The sequence below is a fragment of the Actinomadura napierensis genome, from assembly GCF_039529375.1.
In the GTDB taxonomy this organism is placed as follows: Bacteria; Actinomycetota; Actinomycetes; order Streptosporangiales; family Streptosporangiaceae; genus Spirillospora; species Spirillospora napierensis.
The window spans coordinates 35,983-55,970 of the sequence record NZ_BAAAMR010000025.1; the positions used below are offsets into that span (position 1 = coordinate 35,983).

The following is a 19,988-nucleotide window of genomic DNA, read 5'->3' on the forward strand; positions in this document are numbered from 1 at the left end:
CCTAGGTACACCCGCCCGCCGCCGCTGCTCACAAAACAGACACTGCGCACCCCTCCAATTGCGCGCCCGCTGACAAAACCCCCTAGAACCCGTCGATCACGGCGAGGACGTCGAAGCCAGGACGGACATCGCCGAAGGAGCGGCAGACGGTATGCAGCGCGGCATTGTGCTCCCGATCGCAGCGCGCGGCGTCCGCGTCCGCGATCACGACGACGCGCAGGCCGAGAGCGGACGCGTCCCACGCCGAGGCGACGCCGTGCGGCGGCTGCTGGTCGAGGCGCCGGCCGAGCCGGTGAGCCTGGACGGGGTCGCCAGGCTGGCGCGGGTCGCGCGCTCGACGATCTACACCGTCTTCGGGTCGCGCACGGGCCTGTTCGTCGCGCTGGGGATGGACCTGCTCGATCGCGGCGGGTTCGCCGGGATGAGGCAGGCCTTCGTGCAGCCGGACGCCCGGCAGGGCATGCGCGACGGGATCGTCCTCAGCGCCCGCATGTACGCGGCGCATCGCGACGTGCTGCGCGCGCTGTACTCAATGGCGCACCTGGACGCCGAGGCCGTAGGCGCGGCCGTCCGCCTTCTGGAGGACGGCCGCGCGCACGGCATGGACGGCCTGGCCCGGCGCCTCCACGAGGCGGGGGCGCTGCGGGACGGCGTCACCGCCGAGCAGGCCGGTCACACGTTGTGGCTGCTCACCGGCTTCGACGCCTTCGACGCGCTGTTCACCGGCCGGTCCCTGCCCGCCGACGCCGTCGCCGCGCATCTGGCCGACGTGGCGGAACGGGCGTTGTGCGGTCCTGGGTCACCAGCGGTACCAGCGGCCGCGGCGGCCGGACGGCCCGGAGCTGCGGGCGACGAAGCCCAGCAGCCACACGATCAGGACGACGGCCGCGACGATCCACAGGACCTTCAGGGTGAAGCCGATCCCGAACAGGAGCAGCGCGAGGAGCAGGACGAGGATCATGAGCCAGGGCATCGGGGGGCCTCCTAGTTGGTCGTGTCGGCGCAGAGTGTCCCCAAAGAAGAGCCTTTGACTCCTGACAAGCATCACGTTTGAGCCGCCGCCGACGCGCGGAAGCCCGCCGCGGCGGGGCGGCGGGCTTCCGGAAGGGCGGGGCGTCAGGCGAGGCCGGACTTGGTGAGCCAGTCCTTGGCGACCTTCTCCTGGTCGTCCTTGTCGATGGCGATGCGCTTCATCATGTCCAGGAGGTCCTGGGTGGTGAGCTTGGCGGAGACGGCGTTCAGCGCCGCCACCGCGGTCGGGTTCACCGCGGACTTGTTGACCAGCGGCGTCACGTTCTGCGCGCTGAAGACGTGCTGCGGGTCCTCCAGGACGACGAGCTTCTTCTGCACGATGGTCGGGTCGGTGGTGAACAGGTCGGCGGCCTGCACCTTGTCCTCGGTGAGCAGCTTGACCAGGGTGGCCTGGGCGCCGGCGTCGAACGGCTGGAACTTCTTGAAGTCCAGGCCGTACACCTTCTTCAGGCCGACGAGGCCCTGCTGGCGGGTCTTGAACTCCGACGGACCGGCGATGGTGAGCTGGTTCGCGACCGGCTTGAGGTCGGCGATGCTCTTCAGCTTGTACTTGGACGCCGTCTGCGGGTTGACGGTGACCGAGTCCTTGTCCTCGGCCTGCGCGGAGTTCAGGACCTCCACCGACGCGGGCAGCTTCGCCTTGAGGGCGGCGTTGACCTCGTCGGTGGTGGCCGCGGTGCTGGTCTTGTCGACCGAGGTGGTCAGCAGCGCGCCGTTGTACTCCGGCATCACCCCGATGCCGCCCTTGACGACCTGGTCGTAGTAGATCTCGCGGGCGCCGATGTTGAACTTGCGGGCCACCTTGAGGCCCTTGGCCTCCAGCGCCTGCGCGTAGACCTCGCCGATCAGGCCGCTCTCGGGGAAGTTGGCGCCGCCGACGGTGATGGTGCCCTTGGAGGCGCCGCCGCCGGACAGGGGGTTCTTGTCGTTGTCGTCGCCTCCACCGCCGCAGGCCGACAGCGTCAGGGCGGCCGCGAGGCCGACGGCCGCGCCACGGATGATGTGCTTCATGGTCGGTTTCCTTCGTTGAAAGGGTCAGGAGGAACGGGCGGTGCCGAGCAGGCCCGGCGAGACGACGAGGCGGCGCAGCGCCGCGAAGACGACCTGGACGATCAGTGCGAGCAGCACCACCAGCACGGTCCCTCCGATGACCAGCTGGTAGTCGTTGCGGGCCAGGCCGTCGATGATGTAGCGGCCGAGGCCCCCGAAGCCCGGATAGGCGACGATGGTGGCGGTCGCCACCACCTGGATCGCGGACGTGCGCAGCCCGAGCAGGATCAGCGGCAGCGCCATCGGCACCTCGGCGCGCCACAGCACGCCCCAGCCCGTCATGCCCATGCCGCGGGCGGCGTCCTTGGCGTCGGCGTCGACGCCGAGCAGGCCCTCGTAGGTGTTGACGAGGATCGGCGGGACGGCCAGCGCGACGAGCGCGATCAGCGCGGCCGTGATGCTGTAGTGGACGAGGACGACGTACACCACCAGGCCGAACGTGGGGATCGCGCGGGCCAGGTTGGCGATGCTGACCACGGCGAAGCCGCCGCGCCCGGTGTGCCCGATGAGCAGGCCCAGGGCCAGCCCGATCACGGCGGCGCAGGCCAGCGACACGCCGCTGTAGATCACGTGCTGGAGCAGCCGGTGCGGGATGCCGTCCTCGCCGTGCCACTGCGCGGACGCGGTCAGCCACGTCCAGCACAGGTGGATCTGGTTCCACACGTCGTTCACGATGCCCTCCTGCGCGCCCGCGCCCAGGGGGTGAGCAGCCGCTGGACGATGACCAGGACCGCGTCCGTGGCGAGCGCCAGCAGGACGATCAGCACCGACGCGGCGAGGATCTGGGTCTGGAACTGCAGCTGGGAACCGCGGATGATGTCGTAGCCGAGCCCGCCCTGGCCGATCAGCTGGCCGATCGCGACGAGGCTGATCGAGGACACCGCGGCGACCCGGACGCCGGCGATGACGACGGGCACCGCGATCGGCAGCTCGACCTGGACGAGGCGGCGGAACGGGCCGAACCCCATCGCGGTGGCGGCCTGCCGGACCGGTTCGGAGACCGAGCCGAGGCCGTCCACCACGTTCGGGATCAGCACCGACAGGCTGTAGAGGGTCAGCGGGATCATCACCGTGGACGCGCTCAGCCCGGTGTACTGGATGAACAGCATGAACAGGGCCAGCGACGGGATCGCGTACAGCACGTTCGACACGGTCAGGACGGGCGCGTACAGCCACCGCCAGCGGCGGCAGGCGACCCCGGCGGGCAGCGAGATGAGCAGCCCGAACAGCACCGGCAGCAGCGCCAGCCGGATGTGGATGAGGGCGTGGTCGCCGAGCGAGCCGGTGTGCTCGCCGATCCAGCCCCAGTCGATGTCCATCAGTCGCCGGCACCGCCCTTCACGGGCGCGTCGACCTGCCCGGCGGCGTCCTGCCCGGCGGCGTCCTGCCCGGCGGCGTCGGACGGCTCCGGCGCGACGTCCGCGCCGGAGGTGGCGATGGCGGCGGTCAGGTCGTGCTGGTCGGCGACGCCGACGAGGCGGCCGTCGCCGTCCACGCCGACGGCGCGGCCGGACGGGGACAGGATCGCGGCGTCGAGCGCGGCCCGGACGGAGTCGCTCTCGACGGCGAAGGTGTGCCCGATCGGCGCGAGCGTCGCGTCGCCGACGGCGCCGGTCGCGGGCAGCACGCCGGTCGCGGCCCAGCCCAGCGGGCGGCGGTCGCCGTCGACGACCAGGACCCAGCCGTCGTCGGCCTCGCGCGCGCGCTCGACGGGCGTGTCGGCGGCCAGGACGCCGCGCTCGCTCAGCGGCGCGCCGGACGCGGGGACGAACGACAGCCGGCGGATGCCGCGGTCGTGGCCGATGAACCCGGCGACGAAGCCGTCGGCGGGGTGGGCGAGGAGGTCCTGCGGGGCGTCGAACTGGACGAGCTTCCCGCCCGTCTGGAACACCGCGACGTGGTCGCCGAGCTTGATCGCCTCGTCGATGTCGTGGGTGACGAACACGATGGTCTTGTGCAGCTCGGCCTGCAGGCGCAGGAACTCGTCCTGCAGCTCGGCGCGCACGACGGGGTCGACGGCGCTGAACGGCTCGTCCATCAGCATGATCGGCGGGTCGGCGGCGAGCGCGCGGGCCACGCCGACGCGCTGCTGCTGCCCGCCCGACAGCTGGAACGGGTACCGGCTCGCCATCGACGGGTCGAGGCCGACCCGCTCCATCAGCTCGTGCGCGGTGGCGCGGGCCTTCTTCTTGTTCCAGCGCAGCAGGTACGGGACGGTCGCGATGTTGTCCTCGATGGTGCGGTGCGGGAACAGCCCGGCGTGCTGGATGACGTAGCCGATGCCGCGCCGCAGCTCGGCGGGCTTGCGCTCGCGGACGTCCCCGCCGTCGATGAGCACTCGCCCGGCGGTGGGCTCGACCATGCGGTTGATGGTGCGCAGCGCGGTGGTCTTGCCGCCGCCCGAGGTGCCGACGAACACGGTGATCCGGCCCGTGGGGCACTCGAGGCTGACGTCGTCGAGCGCGACGGTGCCGTCCGGGTAGCGCTTGGTCACGCCCTCAAAGGTGATCAAACGATTCACGTCCTCGTTGGGCGTCGCAACGCCGATGATCGACTCCGGCCTTCTCCCCAACCGTAACCAATGTGTACCGTCCCGTCAGAGTCCCGCCTTGCCCGGAACATCAGTTCTTGAGGATAACTATCTGAAATCTGGGGAAAGTAGCGTAGGCCCGTGGAGAACAGCCGAATCGTTATCGACGGCGCCTCGCTCACCTGCGCTCAGGTCGTGTTCGCGGCCCGCGAAGATGTGATGGTCGCCATAGCTCCCGAGGGGGTGGAGCGCGCCCGCGCGGCCTGGCGGGTGGCCCGCGAGGTCGCCGGGTCGCAGCCGGTCTACGGGCGGACGACCGGGGTCGGCGCGAACCGCGTGGTCGACGTGGAGTGGGAGGACGCCGACGCGCACGGGCTGCGGCTGCTGCGCAGCCACGCGGCCGGGGCGGGGCCGCTGGTCGCGCCGGAGATCGTCCGCGCGATGCTGGCCGTCCGGCTGAACCAGATCGCGGCGGGCGGCTCGGGCGTCGAGCCTGGAGCGCTCCAGGCGCTCGCGGACGTCCTCAACCTGGGGCTTCTCCCGCCCGTCCCGGTGTACGGGGCGATCGGCACCGGCGACCTGACCGCGCTGGCGTCGACGGCGCTGTGCCTGCTCGGCGAGCGGTCCTGGCTGGCCGGGCCGGACGGGGTGCCCGAGCGCGGCCCGCGGTACCGGCTGCAGTCCGCCGACGCGCTGGCCTTCATCAGCTCCAACGCCGCCACGCTCGGGGAGGCGGCGGTCGCGGTGGCCGACCTGCGGGAGACGCTGCGCGCCTCGACGGTGGTGGCGGCTCTGTCGCACTTCGCCGTCCGGGCGTCGGAGGAGCCGTACGCGCCGCCCGTCCAGGACGCGTGCCCGCACCCCGGCCAGCGCGAGGCCGCCGGCGCCATGCGCACCCTGCTCGCCTTCGACCGGCTCGCCCCGATGCGCATCCAGGACCCGTACGGGTACCGGGCGTTCCCGCAGGTCCACGGCCCGGCGCTGGAGGCGGCCGGGTACGCCGAGCAGGTGATCACGCGGGAGATCAACGCGGCGGCCGAGAACCCGCTCGTGGACGTCGCCGGGCGGACCGTCTGGCACAACGGCAACTTCCACACCGCCTACGTCGGGCTCGCCCTCGACGCCGCCCGCGCCGCGCTGTTCCAGACGATGGCGCTGGCCGCCGCGCGGCTCGGCACGCTCGCCGAGCCGTCGTTCACCGGCCTGTACCCGTTCCAGGGCGCCACCGAGGCGTCCTCGGGGATCATGATCCTGGAGTACGTGGCGCACTCCTGCCTCGCCGACGTGCGCCGGCTCGCCACCCCCGCCGCGCTCGGCAGCGCGGTGCTGTCGCGCGGCGTCGAGGAGCACGCGGGCTTCTCCACCCAGTCGGCGCGCGCGACGACCGACGCCGTGGCCGCCTACCGGCTCGGCCTCGGCTGCGAGCTGGTCGCCGCCGTCCGGGCGCTGCGGATGCAGGGGCGCGCGCCCTCAGGCGGCCCGCTGCGGTCGGCGTTCGACCTGGCCGAGACCGTCCTGGACCCGCGCGTGGAGGACCGCCCGCTGGACGCCGACATCGCCGTGGCCGCCGACCTGCTGCCCCGGCTCGCCCGCCTGCACCCCTAGGAGGGCGGGCCGCCGGTGGAGGTGCGGACGCGCAGCGACGGCTCGCGCACCACGCGGCGCTTGCGGGGCTTGCCGTCGATGACGTCCACGACGAGCCGGACGGCGGCGTGCACGATGCCGTCGATGTCCCAGTCGACGGACGTGAGCGGCGGCGTGAGCAGCGCCGACATCGGATGGTCGTCGTAGCCGCAGACCGCGATGTCGCCGGGCACGTCCAGGCCCAGCTCGCGGGTGGCGGCGTAGACGCCGTAGGCGATGGAGTCGGCGAAGCAGAACAGCGCCGTCGGGCGGTCGGGGCCGGCGAGCACCCGCCGCGCGACCTCGGTGGACTCGGCGAGCGACTGCGGCACCACGACCACGTCGACGCGCAGCCCGAGCCGCTCGGCCTCGGCGTTGACGTGCACGTCGGCCGGGCGGTCGGGGGTGCTGGCGCCGGTGGAGGTGAAGACGGTGACGCGCTGGTGGCCGAGGTCGCGCAGGTGCTCCAGCGCGAGCGTGACGCCGCGCCGGTTGTCGAACACGACCTCGCCCTGGGACCGGCCGCCGTGCAGGGCGTCGCCGATCGACACCACCGGGACCGTCTCCGACAGCTCGGCCCAGAAGGGGGCGGCCGGGTCGAGCGGCTGGACGATCAGCCCGTCCACCCGCTGGTCGCGCAGCCGGCGGGCGAGCGCCAGCTCGCGCTCGGGGTCGCCGCCGGCGTCGACGATCAGCGCGTAGCGGTCGCGGGCGAGCAGCGCGCGGCCGATGCCGGTCGCCAGGGACTGCTGCCAGTAGTCCTCCAGCGACCCGCACAGCAGCCCGACCTGGTCGGTGCGGCCGCTGGCGAGGGCGCGGGCGATGGGATGGGCCTCGTAGCCGAGCTCCTCGGCCGCCGCGCGGACCCGCTCCTGGGTCTCCTCCGAGGTCTGGATGCCGCGCAGCGCGTAGGAGACCGCGGCGGGCGACAGCCCCGTCGCCTGGGCCACTTCACGGATGGTCGCGCGTTTGCGCCTCTCCGACATCCCTCCAACGTTAGACGGCCCCACTGACAGGGCGGGGGACCCCACTTGACGAGTCGGTTGCTGAACCGCTTCACTGAAACGGTTAACTGATGCGGTTCAGTAGCCGTCTCCCCTGCTCACCGCGCCACCCGTACCCGTCAAGAAAAGGAAGGGAGCGACCCGTGCCGCACGATGTCGATGTCCTGTCCCAAGCCCCCGGTTTCGCCGACCTGCCCGGCCGCGCGCTCGACAAGCGCGAGCTGCGCGCGCTGGTGGACGACCTGGCGGAGCGCCCCGGGCTGTGGCGGCAGCACGTCGAGTTCCCGGACGGGCGCCGGCACTACGCCTCGCTGTACCGGGACGACCACGTGGACGTGTGGCTGCTGTGCTGGACGCCCGACAACGACACCGGGTGGCACGACCACGACGTGTCCTCGGGCGCGGTACGCGTCGTCAGCGGCGCCGTCGAGGAGAACAACCCCCGCATCGGCGGCGCGCACGTCCGCACGGTCGTCACCCAGGGACGGTCGTTCTGCTTCGGCCCCGACCACATCCACCGGCTCACCGGGGTGGCCGACGCCAGCGTGTCCATCCACGCCTACTCGCCGCCGTTGCGGCGGATGGGCCAGTACTCCATCGACGAGTCGGGCGTGATGCGCCGCCTGTCGGTCGGCTACGCCGACGAGCTCCGCCCGCAGGACGCGCCCGCCTGATCCTGGTACCCCTGGCGGGCCCGACCGGGGGAGACGGGCCCGCCAGGGAAGGCGGCCGTCCGATGCCCGCTCACATCGGACGGCCACTCACAAACCACTCAGCGCGCCGGGTCCCGAAAACGTCACACCCCCGGCGCGACGGTCTCCGGAGGCGCCGCGCGGCGGCGGTCGATCCACCGGTCGGTCAGCGCGCACACCGCGACGGCGACGGCGAAGCAGAGCGCGGCGGCACGGAGCACACCGGCCTCGTAATAGGTGTCGGTCACCAGCAGGACGGCCGCGACCCCGGCCGCTCCCCCGGTGAGCAACGCCAGGGCGATCTGGACGGCCCAGAGCACCGTGCGGCGCGTCCCGGCACCGGAGAGCCCTTCCCGGAGCGCGTACACCGCGCCCGCCGCGCAGATGAGGAGCCCCGCAACGGCGGAGACGATCGGCGTCCCGAAGTTCACGCCGTACCGGACGGCCAGTGCCGGAACGAAGAAGAGGGCGAGCGCCCAGCGCAGCCCGGTGCCGATGGACGTCAACGCGAGCCCGGACCCACCGCCCTGCGGCAGCCGGGTGGCCCCCCAGCGGGCCGCCACCAGAATCACCGCCGTGACCGTCGCGCCTGGCAGACGTCCACCGAGATGCCCGAGGTTGTAGAGGAGGGCCGTGTCGTAGACGGTCAGCACCAGTTGCCCTAGCGCCCACACCGATATGGCGAACAGGAGCATCTGTGGGAACGACGAAACCGTAGGCGCGTCGGTGTCCTGCCGGGCGAGCCATTGGATGAGCAATGGCGTCACCAGGCCGGTGCACACGCGGATGACGATGTCGTCCACCGTGTAAGGGGTGTGCAGATTCCACTCCACGGCGCAGAAGGAGAACGTGTAGGAGAGGGACGCCGCCCACAGCATCCATGACGTGGCGACGCGCCTGTAAAGCCCGCGATCCAACCACCGCAACACCGTCACAAAGGAGAGCAACCCGAACGGCAGCTCAAGGGACGCCGGCACACGCAGCAGGCACGGCGCCAGCAGACCGGGGTGCGGGAAGTGCGCGGCCAGAGAACGCATGGACGACCCGTCCGCCATAGCGAACCATCCCTCGGGCACGTACCGCGCTATGAAGGACGTGTCCCCGCCGTGCACGCGCAATATGTACACGGTGAAAAGCACCTGGTTGAGGTAGACGAGCGCTACCACCAGCGCGAGGAACACTTCCGGACGGGCCCAGACACGCCCCGCGCTTCCGCCTGCATTCCCGTTCCGCACCAGACGCGGCACGAATGCAAGGCTCACGGCGGTCGACAGGACGACCGCGGCGTCCACCCCTATGGCCATGACCGACAAACATAAGCCCGTCCCGGGCCGGACGGTCAGCGGGAGACCAGCTCCGGCTCGGGGGCGCGCGGGGCGGGTACGTCGTCGGCGGGGACGGGCTTGCGGCCCCGTATCGGCTCCAGGGACGCCAGCAGCCGCGCCCGCAGCCATGCCGCGCCGGGCCGTTCCACCAGCCGGTGCACGGCGTACGCGAGCGCCAGCGACGCCGCGATGACGACCGCGAGCGCCGCCCACCGGTTCAGCCCGGGGTACACGGCGTCCAGGAGGGGCAGCGCGAGCTGCGAATGGACCAGGTACAGCGGGTACGTCAGCGCCCCGAGGACGGTCAGCACCCGCCACCGCGCCCACGCCAGCCGCCCCGTCGCGACGAGGATCATCACCAGGAAGATCGCGGTGACGGCGACCGCGACGACCCGGTCGTCCGAGCCCTTGAAGGCCGTCCCGGCGCGCCAGGTGCCCCAGTGCAGCGCCAGCAGGTACGAGACCGCGACGAAGCCCCACAGCAGCAGCGTCGGCCCGAACCGGTGGATCATGAAAAGGGCCATCCCGGCGATGAAGTACGGGCTCCACGTCGGCACCAGCATGATCTGGAGCAGGTTGCTGCCGGCCTCGTCGGCGAAGACGCCGCCGAGCGTCCACGCCGCCATGAAGATCAGGCAGGAGCGGTAGGTGATCCCGATCCCGGCGAGCACCGCCGCCAGCACGTAGAAGTGCATCTCCACCCAGAGCGTCCAGTAGACGGCGTCGACGTTCTCCACGCCCAGCCCGCCCTGGAGCATCGTCAGGTTCGGCACCACCAGCCCCGGGACGCCGTGGCCCTGCCGGAACACCGCGTACACGACCGCGCCGAGCAGCACGCTCGCCCAGTACGCGGGCATCAGCCGCACCAGCCGGGAGACGCCGAACTCCCCCGGCGAGCGCCCCCACGCGCTCATCAGGATCACGAACCCGCTGATGACGAAGAACAGGTCCACGCCGAGGTAGCCGTACCGGGTGACCGCGCCGAGCGCGGGGAACACCTCGCGCGCGTGCTCCGGCCACGGCCCCGCCCCGCCGAACCCGGTGAAGTGGTACAGGACGACCCCCGCCGCCGCCAGGAAGCGGAGCAGGTCGAGTTCGCGCAGCCGCGGGTGTCGGGTCACCGCGGAACCCTTTCGGGGACGGGTTGCGCGGCACCGGACGCGGCGTGAGGACGCGGTGAACGGCGGGTGTAGGCGGGGGATTGCGCTCAGACGGGCCCGTGCGGAGGGAGGGGATCAGTAAGATACCCGTGCATCTTCCCCAACAATTGGTGGTCCTCCATGACATCTCGCCGCGCCCGACGCGGCGCGGCGACCCTTCTGCTGTGCCTCGGCCTGCTGGGCCTGCCCCTGCTGGCGGGCTGCGGCGGCGTCAGCGGAACCGGGCACCGGACGGCCAGGGCGGACGGTCCCGCCCCGCAGAAGGCCCCCGCCAAGGCGGGCCCGGGGAAGGCCGCCCGCCCGTCGGTGGTGTTCTTCCTCGGCGACAGCTACACGGTCGGCGACCGGGGCGTCCAGCCGGAGTCCACCTACGCGTCGGCGACCGGGCGGCTGATGGGCTGGCAGGTCATCGTGAAGGGGCGCGCCGGGACCGGCTTCGTCAAGACGGTCGCCGGGCAGGCGTTCCTGCAGCTGTTCGAGAGCCAGCTCGGCTGGCGCCCCGCGCCCGACATGCTGATCGTCTCGGGCGGCCACAACGACTGGCGGGTGCCGGCGCCGCGCGTCGCCGCCGCGGCGCGGGCGCTGCTCGAGCGGGCGAGGCAGCGCTGGCCCGGCACGCACGTCGTGCTGATGGGCCCGTTGTGGGGCAACGACACCCCGCCGCCCAACGAGCTGGCCGTCCGCAACGCGCTGCGGAACCTGGCGACGCAGATGGCGGTCCCGTTCGTCGACCCGCTCGCGGAGCGGTGGATCACCGGGAACCGGCTGACCCGCCGGGGCAACGCGCCGCAGTACATCAAGAAGGACGGGACGCACCCTGACGAGGCGGGCCACCGCTACGTGGCGACCCGCCTCGCGGCCGACGTCAAGCGCCTCGGCCTCGCCCACCCCCGTCGTTGAGTTGCGGCGAGTCGTCGTTATGGCGGCGCGCATAACGACGACTCGCCGCAACTGAACGTGGGTTCAGGCTCCGGCGGGGTGGGCGAGGGAGAGGGAGAAGTCGCCGGACTCGTCGGTCCAGAACTCGGCCAGTTCCATGCCGGCGGCGCCCAGTTCGGACGCGAGGCGCTCGCGGCGGAACTTCGAGGAGATCTCGGTGCGCATCTCCTCGCCTTCGGCGAACGAGACCTCCAGATCGAGGCCGCCGACGCGGATGTCCTGGTCGCGGGTGGACCGCAGCCGCATCTCGATCCACTCGTCGGTGTCGTTCCAGACCGCGACGTGCTGGAACGCGTCCGGGACGAAGTCGGCGTCCAGCTCCCGGTTGATGACGTACAGGACGTTCCTGTTGAACTCGGCGGTGACGCCGGCCGCGTCGTCGTAGGCGCGGACGAGCCGTCCGGTGTCCTTGACGAGGTCGGCGCCGAGCAGCAGGAAGTCGCCGTCGGACATGGTGGCGCGCAGCCCGCCGAGGAACCCGATGCGGGCGGCGGGCGGCATGTTCCCGATCGTCCCGCCGAGGAAGGCGATCAGCCGCCGCTCCCCGGCCGGCAGCAGGTGCAGGTGCTGCTCGTAGTCGGCGACGACCGTCCGGACGGTGAGGCCGGGATGGTCGGCGGCGATCCCGGCCGCCGCCTCCTCCAGGAAGTCGCCGCTGACGTCCACCGGGACGTAGGAGCGCAGCGTCCCGGACAGGGCGTCGAGCAGCAGCCGGGTCTTCTCCCCCGACCCGGCGCCCAGCTCCAGCAGCGTGCGGGCACCGGTGATCGCGGCGATCTCGGGGGCGCGGGCGGTGAGGATCTCGCGCTCGCGGCGGGTCGGGTAGTACTCCTCCAGCTTGGTGATCTCCTCGAAGAGCGCGCTGCCGCGCTCGTCGTAGAACCACTTGGGCGGCAGGGTCTTCGGCGTGCCGGTGAGCCCCTCCCGGACGTCCTGTCGGAGCGTCTTGGCGAGGTCGTCGGCGGTCAGGAACCGGTCCACGTGGTCCTCCTACAGCGGGTCTGCATCAGAGCGGGTCAATACGGACACCGGACGCGGGTCCGGCGGTGACGAGCGAGCGGTCCAGGACGGGCCGCCAGCCGGGGCGCTCGTCCAGCGGTTCGGAGACGACCTGGATCGCGTCCCCGTCCTCGCGGACGAACAGGGAGTCGCCCCAGGTGGTGGCGGCCAGCGCCGTCCCGTCGGAGGCGAGCAGGTTGTAGCGGCCGCCGGTCAGGCCCGTGACGGCCGCGACGACGGCGGCCAGGCCCTCGCCGAGGGACGCGCCGTCGCGCCAGTGCCGGACGGCGATGGCGAACAGCGGCGCCGAGTCGAGCGGCGCGCGGGCGTCCGGGACGCCGGCGAGGTCACCGGCGAGCTCGCGGAGCTTGGCCTCGACGCCGGCGAAGCCCTCGACCTTGCCGTTGTGGCTGAACAGCCAGGGACCCTCCCGGAACGGCTGCGCGCACGACTCGTCCACCGGGAACCCGACGGTCGCCGAGCGGATCGCCGCGACGGCGCAGGACGCGCGGACGGTCCCGGCGATCTCGCGGAACGACTGGTCGGTCCAGAGCGGCTGCGCCCGCCGGAACCGGACGGCGGCGCCGCCGGAGTACCAGCCGGCGCCGTACCCGTCGGCGTTCAGCAGGTTCCCCTGCGTCATGCGCGGCGCGTACGCCTGGTGCTCGAGGGAGTGCTCGCCCTCGTAGATGAGCGAATGCAGGGTCCGCTCCGTGCCCAGGTATCCGAGGTGGCGGCACACTCAGCCCTCACCCACATGCGCCTTGTGGGGGGACGACCCCCCACGCCCCCCGGCAACCGCGGAACGCGCGCAGCGGAAGCCGGAGAAGATCTGCCGCCGGATGGGGTAGTCCCAGTTGCGGAACGAGCCGCGTATGGCGAGCGGGTGCGTCGCCCATGAACCGCCGCGCAGCACCTTGTAGTCGGGGCCGAAGAACACTTCGGAGTACTCCTTGTAGGGGAACGAACGGAAGCCCGGGTAGCCGTGGAAGTCCGACGACGTCCACTCCCACACGTCGCCGATGAGCTGCCTGACTCCGTAGGCGGACGCACCGGACGGGTAGGAGCCGACATCGGCCGGGCGTAGCGTCCTCTGCCCGAGGTTGGCGCGGCCCTCCTCGTAGACCTCGCCCCATGGGAACTTGCGGGAGTGCTGCGTGGCCGGGTCCCACCGGGCGGCCTTCTCCCACTCCGCCTCCGTGGGGAGACGCTTGCCGGCCCATCGCGCGTAGGCGTCGGCCTCGTACCAGCACACGTGCTGGACGGGCTCGTTGGGCGGAACCGGTTCGGTGCGTCCGAACCTGCGCCGCACCCACTGCCCTTCCTCCTTCGACCAGAACGCGGGGGCGCGCTTACCGGTGGTGGTGCGCCACTCCCATCCGGCGGGCGCCCACCAGCGCGGGTCGTCGTATCCGCCCGCTTCCATGAAGGCGGTGTAGGCGGCGTTGCTGACCGGCTCCACGTCGATGTAGTACGCGGGCAGATCCACCCTGTGGACGGGACGCTCGTTGTCGTACGCCCAGGGGTCGTCCGATGTGCCCATTTCGAACGGGCCCGCGGGGACGAGCACCTCGTCGGCCCCGGACGCTGCGGCGGGCTTCTGCAAGGGCTCCACCGCCGGGTCCAGGAGCGCGGGAGCGCCTTTGCGGAGCTGATGCGTCGCCAGCATCGTCTCGTCGTGCATGTGCTCGTGCTGGACGACCATCCCGTACACGAACCCGCCCGAGGTGAGCGGGTTCGCCGTGTCGAACCGCACGGACGGCAGCGCGTCCAGGACCTTGGCGCGCACCGTGCCGATGTAGGCGCGCGCCTCCTCCGGCGACAGCAGCGGCAGCGACGGCCGTTCGGCGCGCGGATGCTCGAACGCGTCGTACAGCGTGTCGATCTCCGGCCGCATCGGCTCGATGCCCGCGGCGGCGCGCAGCAGCCACAGCTCCTCGTAGTTGCCGACGTGCGCCAGGTCCCAGACCAGCGGCGACATCAGCGGCGACACCTGCGAGGTGAGGCCGGTGCCGTCGAGGACGTCGGTGGTGAGGCCGAAACTGCGGTCGCGCACCGTGCCGAGTTCGGCGGCGATCAGGTCCTTCAGCGCGTCCTCGTCTTGCTCGCCGTGCTCGGCGATCGGGCCCGGGGAGCTCAGCGGTGCCATGTCAGGTCCTCCTCGGACATCGTGGTGGGAGCCTCGCGGGAAGAGCCGGCGCGGGAAGTGCCGGCGCGCCCGGGGCGGGCGGGGCCGTCGTCGGCGGGGGTGCGGCCGCGCTCGACGTAGCGGCGCGCGTACTCCTCCACCAGCGGGACGAGCCCGGCCGCGCCCATCCGGGGCAGCGCGTCCAGCGCCGCCGTGAAGCAGGTGCGGGCGGCGGCGGCCAGCGACGCGTCGGCGAGCCCGTCGCGGGCCGCCTCCGCCCACAGGTGCGCCACCGGCTCCGCCGCCTCCTCGGCGACGCGCGACGCGGCCGGGTCGTCCAGCAGCGCGGCCGCGACGGCGACGGGCACCGGCCAGTACCGGGCCGGCAGCGCGTCGATCATCCGCAGTTCGAGCCAGCCGCGCGGCCGGACCGGCGGGAACAGCGTGGACAGGTGGTAGGCGAGGTCCTCGGCGCCCGGCTCGCCCTTGGCCAGCCATTCCTTGAACGACATGCCGGGGTCGGACACCCACTCCCCGGACGCGGTCTTGACCAGCATGACCTGCGCGTCCAGCGCGTACCGCGTCCACGCCTCGGCGGGATCGACGTCCGCGCCGTCGCGCAGCACCGGCAGGGTGCGGCACGGGTCCAGCTCGGTCCAGATGGCCTGCCGGGACGAGCGCAGCCCGGTGCGCCGGCCGGCGTGCAGCGGCGAGTTGGCGAACGCCGCGACCAGCAGCGGCCCGAGCGCGTGGGTCAGCCGCCAGCGGCGGGCCGCGTCGGCGCGGTCGGCGCCGATGTCCAGGCAGACCTGGACGGACGCGGTCGAGCACATCATCGCCAGCCCCGCGTCGGCGAACCCGCCCGCGCTGAAGTAGTCGCGCATGCACCCGTAGCGCGGATGCTCGGCCTGGAAGCGGGGCCGCCGGACGGGGTCGACGCCGTGCCCGACGAGGTCCAGCCCGGCCGGGGCGAGCGCGTCCCGCACGTGCGCGACGTCCCCGGCGAGCGCCGAATGCAGTTCGGAAATGCCGGGGAAGGGCGCGGAGCTCAGTTCGAGCTGCCCGCCGGGCTCGTAGGTGACGGCACTTCCGCCGGGCGGCGGCCCGGCCTCGTCCACGAGCATCCGCACCCGCCGTGCGGGCACGTGCGCGGCCGAGTCGCGGCCGTCGACGACGAACCACTCCGTCTCCGCGCCGACCGTCCCGGGCGGGCCGGTCTTGAAGCAGACGCCGTAAATGTGCTGGTAGACGTCGTCTTCGGTGAGTCCTGGCACGCGGCCTCCTCGAAAACTCGATAACGAGTTCGAATCCTTCCCTGCTGAACCGGATCAGGAATCCGCGAATTTTCGTGAACTTCCTTAAATCTGGGTGAACATGACCGTCTGCCGCCGGAGTGATTACTTTCCGTGCTATTCGACAGGATGTTCACTCCCCGGCTTCTCACCGGTTGACCCCAGGCGCTAGAGTCCCGCTACCGACCGGTATGCACGGATGGGTGCAGCCCGGTGCCAGCAGCGGAGACGACCGGGAGGTCACATGCGCGGCGACCTGGGCTCGCTCTACGACGCGCACGCCGCCCGCCTGTACGCCTACTGCTGGTCGCTCGTCGGCGACCAGCTCGCGGCGGCGGCGGTCGGCGACACCTTCGCCGCGGCGGTGCACCAGCCCCCGCGCGGCGACAGCGTGCTCTGGCTGTACTCGCTGTCCCGGACGGCCTGCGCCGAGCGCGGCGCCTTCGCCACCCCGTCCGGCGGCCTGCTGTTCGCCGACCCCGACCCCCTCGTCCGCGCCGCCGGCGGCCTGCGCGCCGACCACCGCGAGGTCCTGCTGCTGTGGGCCGGCGAATGGCTGGAGACCCGCGACATCGCCCGCGTCCTCGGCCTCGCGCCCGACACCGTCGTCCAGCTGCTGAACGCCGCCCGGTCCCGGCTCGAACGCGCCGTCCTCGACACGCTGATGCGCGGCACCGCCGAACCGCAGCTCGACGTCATCGCCGCGTTCGAGAAGGGGCGGCTGCCGCAGCTGCTCGCCAAGCGCGCCCCGGCGCGCGCGCCGGACTGGCTGCGCGCCCAGGTCCTCGCCGCCTGCGAGCAGGAGGCCGCCGGGCCGCTGCCGAGCGTCTCCGCCCCGACCCCGCTCGTCGTCCTCGGCGAGCCCGACCGCAGACCGCGCGCCAAGCGCGGCATCTGGTCCAAGGGCCTCGGAGCCGTCGCGGGCGTCGCCGCGTCCGCCGCCGCCGTCATCGGCCTGCTGGCGTCCTGGCCCACTGCGAAGGGCGGCGGCGCCGCGTCACTCGTCCCCACGGCGGGCAGCGGACGCACCGACCCCGCGTCCGCGAAGACCACCGGCATCACCGAGAACCCGCCGACCGGCCGCACCGGCTCCGAGCGCTCGACCGGCGGGAACCCCGACCCGTCCAAGAACCCCGTGACCAGCGCGTTCGACGGCCGGCCGCAACCCGCCGGCGGCACCCCCGGCTCCGGCGCCGCACCGGGCACCCCCGGCGCGACGTCCGCGCCGGCGAAGTCCCCGGAGCACTCCACGCCCGCGCACGGCTCCGACCCGAGCACCGGCACCCCCGCGAAGCCCGAGAAGCCGGCCCCGTCCACGCCGCCCGGCTCGGACACGCCGACCACTCCCCCGGACTCCGGCAGCCCCGACCCCACCACCCCGCCCGACGACGGCTCCACCGAGCCGACGACGCCGCCGTCCACGCCTCCGACGACCGACGACCCCGGCACCCCGGCGCCGAGCCCCACGGCCAACCCGACGCCCGAGGCTCAGTAGCCCAGGGGGCGACCCCCTGGAACCCCCGTTGCGACCGACAGGCCGTTTCCCCACTCCGCTGGCGCTCCGTGGCGAAACAGCCTGTCGGTCGGCGGGCAGGCCCGCTCCGCTCGCTGCGCTCGCTCCGCGTTCCTGCCCGTGGCGGCGGCTGAGGTTCGAGCCTTCGTCGTGGTCGGGGTTCGAGCCTTTGTCGTGTGGTCGGGGTTCGAGCCATGGGGCGGCTGGGGGTCAGGCTTCTGAGGGGGTGGGGTTGGGCTTGAGGGAGTCGTGGACTTCCTGGACGGCGTGGACGGCCCTTGTCTCGGCCGCCTCGATGGCGGCGGCCACGGGGCCGCGGCGGCGCTCGAACAGGAGCAGGAGGCCGCCGACGAGGGCGCCGCTGAGCATGGCCACCAGGTGCCCGACCGCGGCGACCTCCAGCGAGGACAGGCCCTGGAACAGGAAGGGCAGGAGCGCGGCCCAGGCGCCGAACGCCAGCAGCCGGCGGACGCGGCCGTGCCCGTACAGGACCGCGGCGACGAGCGCCGCGCACAGCACGTAGGACGGGCCGACGTCGGAGATCGTGCGGACCGAGTCCGACAGCAGGCCGGCCTCCAGCCGGACGAACGCGATGCCCTGGCTGATCAGGGTGCCGGCGACGTGGGAGACCGTGACCAGCACGATCGCCCGCACGTTGCCGAACCGCCGGGCGACCGGGAACAGCCCGAGCACGGCGACGACCAGCAGCGCGGCCTGCGACCCCTCGGCGACGAACGCGGAGGCGATCATGGTGCCGACCGGGTCGACCGCGAGGTTCGCCAGGTTGGTGCTGGCCCAGGCGACGACCGCGCGCTGCGCGGCCGGCGGCAGCAGGAAGACCTGCACCAGCCACATCGCGCCGAACAGGCCCAGGAACGTCAGCGGCATCGGGTACCGCTTGATAAACCCGCCCATCATCCCGGCAAGCCTAGGTGCTCCAGAAGTGTCGGGGTCCCGATACCCCCAAGACTCACAGGAAAACGACGGCTTCTCCAAGGCTCCTCCCTGGTCACCGGTACGGGGATTCCGGACGGCCGGTTCGACGCCGCGCGCGGTGCGCCGTCCCGGGGGCGACCGGGACGGCGCACCGCGGGCCGTCAGACGGCGGCGGCGCCCTCCACCGGGGTGTTGCCGCGGCGGACGAGCAGCGCCGCGAGGACCGCGACGAGGGCGACCGCGCCGGCGACCGTCAGCGAGGTCTGGAATCCGTCCATGAACGCCAGGTGGCTGCCGTCGGTGATGGCCTTCGCGGCGGGTTCCGGCGTGCCGGGCGGGATGGGCGCGACGCCCTGCGCGACCAGCCCGTCGGTCCCGGAGAGCTGGTTCGCCGCACCGGCGGGCACGCCCGACTCGGTGAGCCGGCCGACCAGCACGTCCCCGACCTTGGTGGACAGCAGGACCCCGAGCACGGAGGTGCCGAGGACGCCGCCGAGCTGCGACGCGGTCTGCTGGAGGCCGCCCGCGACGCCGGCCAGGTGCGCGGGCGCGTTGCCGACGATCGCCTCGGTGCCGGCGACGATGACCATGCCGAACGCCAGGCCGACGAGCACGAACCACGGCCACAGCTGCACGTACGGGGCGTCCACCCCGATCCGGGACAGGCCGAACATGGCGGCCGCGGTGAACGCCATGCCGAGCACGAGCGGCACCCGCGGGCCGAACCGGTTGGTGAGCGCGCCCGCGATCGGCGAGGCGACGATGAAGATGCCGGTCATCGGCAGCATCCGCACGCCCGCGTCCACCGGGCTCATGCCGTGCACCTGCTGCAGGTAGAGGGTGATGAAGAAGATCGTCCCGAACATCCCGAAGAAGCCGAGGACGATCAGCCCGGTCGCGGCCGACAGCGACACCGAGCGGAACAGCGACAGCGGCAGCAGCGGGCGCTCGACCCGCAGCTCGTTCCACACGAACGCGGCGAACAGCACGACGGCCGCGGCGAACGACACCAGCGGGGTGGCGTGCCCGAACCCGTGCTCACCCGCCTTGATCAGGCCCCAGACCAGCGCGAACAGCGCGCCGGTCAGCAGCGCGACGCCGGGCACGTCGAACGACCCGGCGGCCTCCTCGTCCTTGGACTCGCGGATCACCCACAGGCCGACCAGCAGCGCGACCAGCCCGAGCGGGGCGTTCAGGAAGAAGACCGACTCCCAGTTGACGTTCTCCACCAGCAGGCCGGCGACGATCGGGCCGCCCGCGATGGAGATGCCGACGGTGGAGCCCCAGATGCCGATGGCGGCGTTGAGCTTGTCGGCGGGGAAGGTGTTGCGCAGGATCGCCAGGCTCGCGGGCTGCAGGAGCGCGCCCGCGAAGCCCTGCACGACCCGCCAGAAGATCACCATGCCGAGCCCGCCGGACAGCCCGATCGCCAGCGAGGCGACGCCGAAGCCGACGACCCCGGCGAGGAAGGTGCGCTTGCGGCCGAACCGGTCGGCGATCTTGCCGGCCGGGATCAGCGTGACGGCGAGGGCCAGCAGGTAGGCGTTGGTCACCCACTGCAGCCCGGACAGGGACGCGCCCAGGTCCTTGGCGATCGCCGGGTTGGCGATGGAGACGACGGTCGCGTCCAGGCCGACCATCATCACGCCGAGCGCGACGGCGACGAGGGTCAGCCAGGGATGCCCGTGGCCGGGCCGGGCTGGACGGCCGCGTGCCTGGTCACGGGGGCTGGACGGGTGGGACGCGCCGGGGTGGAGCACCTCGG

Annotated in this window: 17 protein-coding genes and 1 pseudogene; 5 read left to right on the forward strand and 13 right to left on the reverse strand. The window is 72.8% G+C overall.

Annotated features, from left to right (window positions below):
• Positions 1 to 151 precede the first annotated feature (151 nt).
• A complete protein-coding gene (locus tag ABD296_RS16445; RefSeq protein WP_344267374.1) occupies positions 152 to 988 on the forward strand; it encodes a TetR/AcrR family transcriptional regulator in 837 nt (278 codons plus the stop codon).
• Positions 989 to 1,116: 128 nt separating this feature from the next.
• Here the strand turns inward: ABD296_RS16445 and ABD296_RS16450 are convergent, their stop codons facing one another.
• The 4 genes from ABD296_RS16450 to ABD296_RS16465 are packed head-to-tail and all read right to left on the reverse strand — an operon-like array spanning position 1,117 to position 4,594.
• Entirely contained in the window at positions 1,117 to 2,043 is a 927-nt protein-coding gene (locus ABD296_RS16450) for an ABC transporter substrate-binding protein (protein WP_344267376.1), read from the reverse strand.
• A gap of 24 nt (positions 2,044 to 2,067) precedes the next feature.
• On the reverse strand, positions 2,068 to 2,754 hold the full coding sequence (locus tag ABD296_RS16455) for an ABC transporter permease (RefSeq protein WP_344267378.1): 687 nt from the start codon (positions 2,752 to 2,754) through the stop codon (positions 2,068 to 2,070).
• Positions 2,751 to 3,401, reverse strand: a complete 651-nt coding sequence (locus ABD296_RS16460; RefSeq protein WP_344267380.1) for an ABC transporter permease — start codon at positions 3,399 to 3,401, stop codon at positions 2,751 to 2,753. Before ABD296_RS16460 ends, ABD296_RS16455 begins: the two co-directional genes overlap by 4 nt.
• On the reverse strand, positions 3,401 to 4,594 hold the full coding sequence (locus ABD296_RS16465) for an ABC transporter ATP-binding protein (RefSeq protein ID WP_344267382.1): 1,194 nt from the start codon (positions 4,592 to 4,594) through the stop codon (positions 3,401 to 3,403). The genes ABD296_RS16460 and ABD296_RS16465 overlap by 1 nt, the downstream gene beginning before the upstream one ends.
• Before the next feature lie 159 nt (positions 4,595 to 4,753).
• On the opposite strand from ABD296_RS16465, the gene ABD296_RS16470 reads away from it, so the two are divergent.
• On the forward strand, positions 4,754 to 6,217 hold the full coding sequence (locus tag ABD296_RS16470) for an aromatic amino acid ammonia-lyase (protein ID WP_344267384.1): 1,464 nt from the start codon (positions 4,754 to 4,756) through the stop codon (positions 6,215 to 6,217).
• Here ABD296_RS16470 and ABD296_RS16475 read toward each other — a convergent pair.
• Positions 6,214 to 7,185, reverse strand: coding sequence for a LacI family DNA-binding transcriptional regulator (locus tag ABD296_RS16475; protein ID WP_344267385.1), 972 nt, complete (start codon positions 7,183 to 7,185; stop codon positions 6,214 to 6,216). The two genes, ABD296_RS16470 and ABD296_RS16475, sit on opposite strands and share 4 nt — an antisense overlap.
• Positions 7,186 to 7,382: 197 nt before the next feature.
• Between ABD296_RS16475 and ABD296_RS16480 the strand changes: the two genes are divergently transcribed.
• Positions 7,383 to 7,913, forward strand: a complete 531-nt coding sequence (locus ABD296_RS16480) for a cysteine dioxygenase (protein ID WP_344267387.1) — start codon at positions 7,383 to 7,385, stop codon at positions 7,911 to 7,913.
• 122 nt (positions 7,914 to 8,035) lie between these two features.
• Here ABD296_RS16480 and ABD296_RS16485 read toward each other — a convergent pair whose 3' ends face one another.
• Positions 8,036 to 9,223, reverse strand: coding sequence for a hypothetical protein (locus ABD296_RS16485; RefSeq protein WP_344267389.1), 1,188 nt, complete (start codon positions 9,221 to 9,223; stop codon positions 8,036 to 8,038).
• 47 nt (positions 9,224 to 9,270) lie between these two features.
• Positions 9,271 to 10,377, reverse strand: coding sequence for an acyltransferase family protein (locus ABD296_RS16490; RefSeq protein WP_344267391.1), 1,107 nt, complete (start codon positions 10,375 to 10,377; stop codon positions 9,271 to 9,273).
• 159 nt (positions 10,378 to 10,536) lie between these two features.
• Here ABD296_RS16490 and ABD296_RS16495 point away from each other — a divergent pair, with 159 nt between their 5' ends.
• Entirely contained in the window at positions 10,537 to 11,316 is a 780-nt protein-coding gene (locus ABD296_RS16495; RefSeq protein WP_344267393.1) for an SGNH/GDSL hydrolase family protein, read from the forward strand.
• A 63-nt stretch (positions 11,317 to 11,379) separates the two neighbouring features.
• On the opposite strand, the gene egtD is transcribed toward ABD296_RS16495, so the two are convergent.
• From egtD to egtA, 4 genes are read right to left on the reverse strand one after another with little or no spacing between them, the layout of a single operon-like run.
• On the reverse strand, positions 11,380 to 12,336 hold the full coding sequence (egtD, locus tag ABD296_RS16500) for an L-histidine N(alpha)-methyltransferase (protein WP_344267395.1): 957 nt from the start codon (positions 12,334 to 12,336) through the stop codon (positions 11,380 to 11,382).
• A gap of 25 nt (positions 12,337 to 12,361) precedes the next feature.
• Positions 12,362 to 13,096 carry an ergothioneine biosynthesis protein EgtC gene (gene egtC / locus ABD296_RS16505; RefSeq protein ID WP_344267397.1) on the reverse strand — a complete coding sequence of 245 codons (735 nt, stop codon included), beginning with the start codon at positions 13,094 to 13,096 and terminating at the stop codon, positions 12,362 to 12,364.
• Entirely contained in the window at positions 13,097 to 14,503 is a 1,407-nt protein-coding gene (egtB, locus tag ABD296_RS16510; protein ID WP_344267399.1) for an ergothioneine biosynthesis protein EgtB, read from the reverse strand.
• Positions 14,491 to 15,756: an ergothioneine biosynthesis glutamate--cysteine ligase EgtA gene (egtA, locus tag ABD296_RS16515; RefSeq protein ID WP_344267401.1), complete on the reverse strand. Its 1,266-nt coding sequence runs from the start codon at positions 15,754 to 15,756 to the stop codon at positions 14,491 to 14,493. Before egtA ends, egtB begins: the two co-directional genes overlap by 13 nt.
• 262 nt (positions 15,757 to 16,018) lie before the next feature.
• Between egtA and ABD296_RS16520 the strand changes: the two genes are divergently transcribed.
• On the forward strand, positions 16,019 to 17,269 hold the full coding sequence (locus ABD296_RS16520; RefSeq protein ID WP_344267403.1) for a hypothetical protein: 1,251 nt from the start codon (positions 16,019 to 16,021) through the stop codon (positions 17,267 to 17,269).
• Positions 17,270 to 17,497: 228 nt separating this feature from the next.
• Here ABD296_RS16520 and ABD296_RS16525 read toward each other — a convergent pair whose 3' ends face one another.
• A complete protein-coding gene (locus ABD296_RS16525) occupies positions 17,498 to 18,205 on the reverse strand; it encodes a rhomboid-like protein (RefSeq protein ID WP_344267405.1) in 708 nt (235 codons plus the stop codon).
• Between the two features lie 91 nt (positions 18,206 to 18,296).
• Positions 18,297 to 19,983: pseudogene (locus ABD296_RS16530) on the reverse strand (MFS transporter).
• Between the last annotated feature and the right edge of the window lie 5 nt (positions 19,984 to 19,988).

Bases quoted from the DNA above. Each gene is read 5' to 3' on its own strand.
- ABD296_RS16445 (WP_344267374.1), top strand. From the start codon at position 152: ATGCAGCGCGGCATTGTGCTCCCGATCGCAGCGCGCGGCGTCCGCGTC.
- ABD296_RS16450 (WP_344267376.1), bottom strand. From the start codon at position 2,043: ATGAAGCACATCATCCGTGGCGCGGCCGTCGGCCTCGCGGCCGCCCTG.
- ABD296_RS16460 (WP_344267380.1), bottom strand. From the start codon at position 3,401: ATGGACATCGACTGGGGCTGGATCGGCGAGCACACCGGCTCGCTCGGC.
- ABD296_RS16495 (WP_344267393.1), top strand. From the start codon at position 10,537: ATGACATCTCGCCGCGCCCGACGCGGCGCGGCGACCCTTCTGCTGTGC.
- egtB (WP_344267399.1), bottom strand. From the start codon at position 14,503: ATGGCACCGCTGAGCTCCCCGGGCCCGATCGCCGAGCACGGCGAGCAA.
- ABD296_RS16520 (WP_344267403.1), top strand. From the start codon at position 16,019: ATGCGCGGCGACCTGGGCTCGCTCTACGACGCGCACGCCGCCCGCCTG.
- ABD296_RS16525 (WP_344267405.1), bottom strand. From the start codon at position 18,205: ATGATGGGCGGGTTTATCAAGCGGTACCCGATGCCGCTGACGTTCCTG.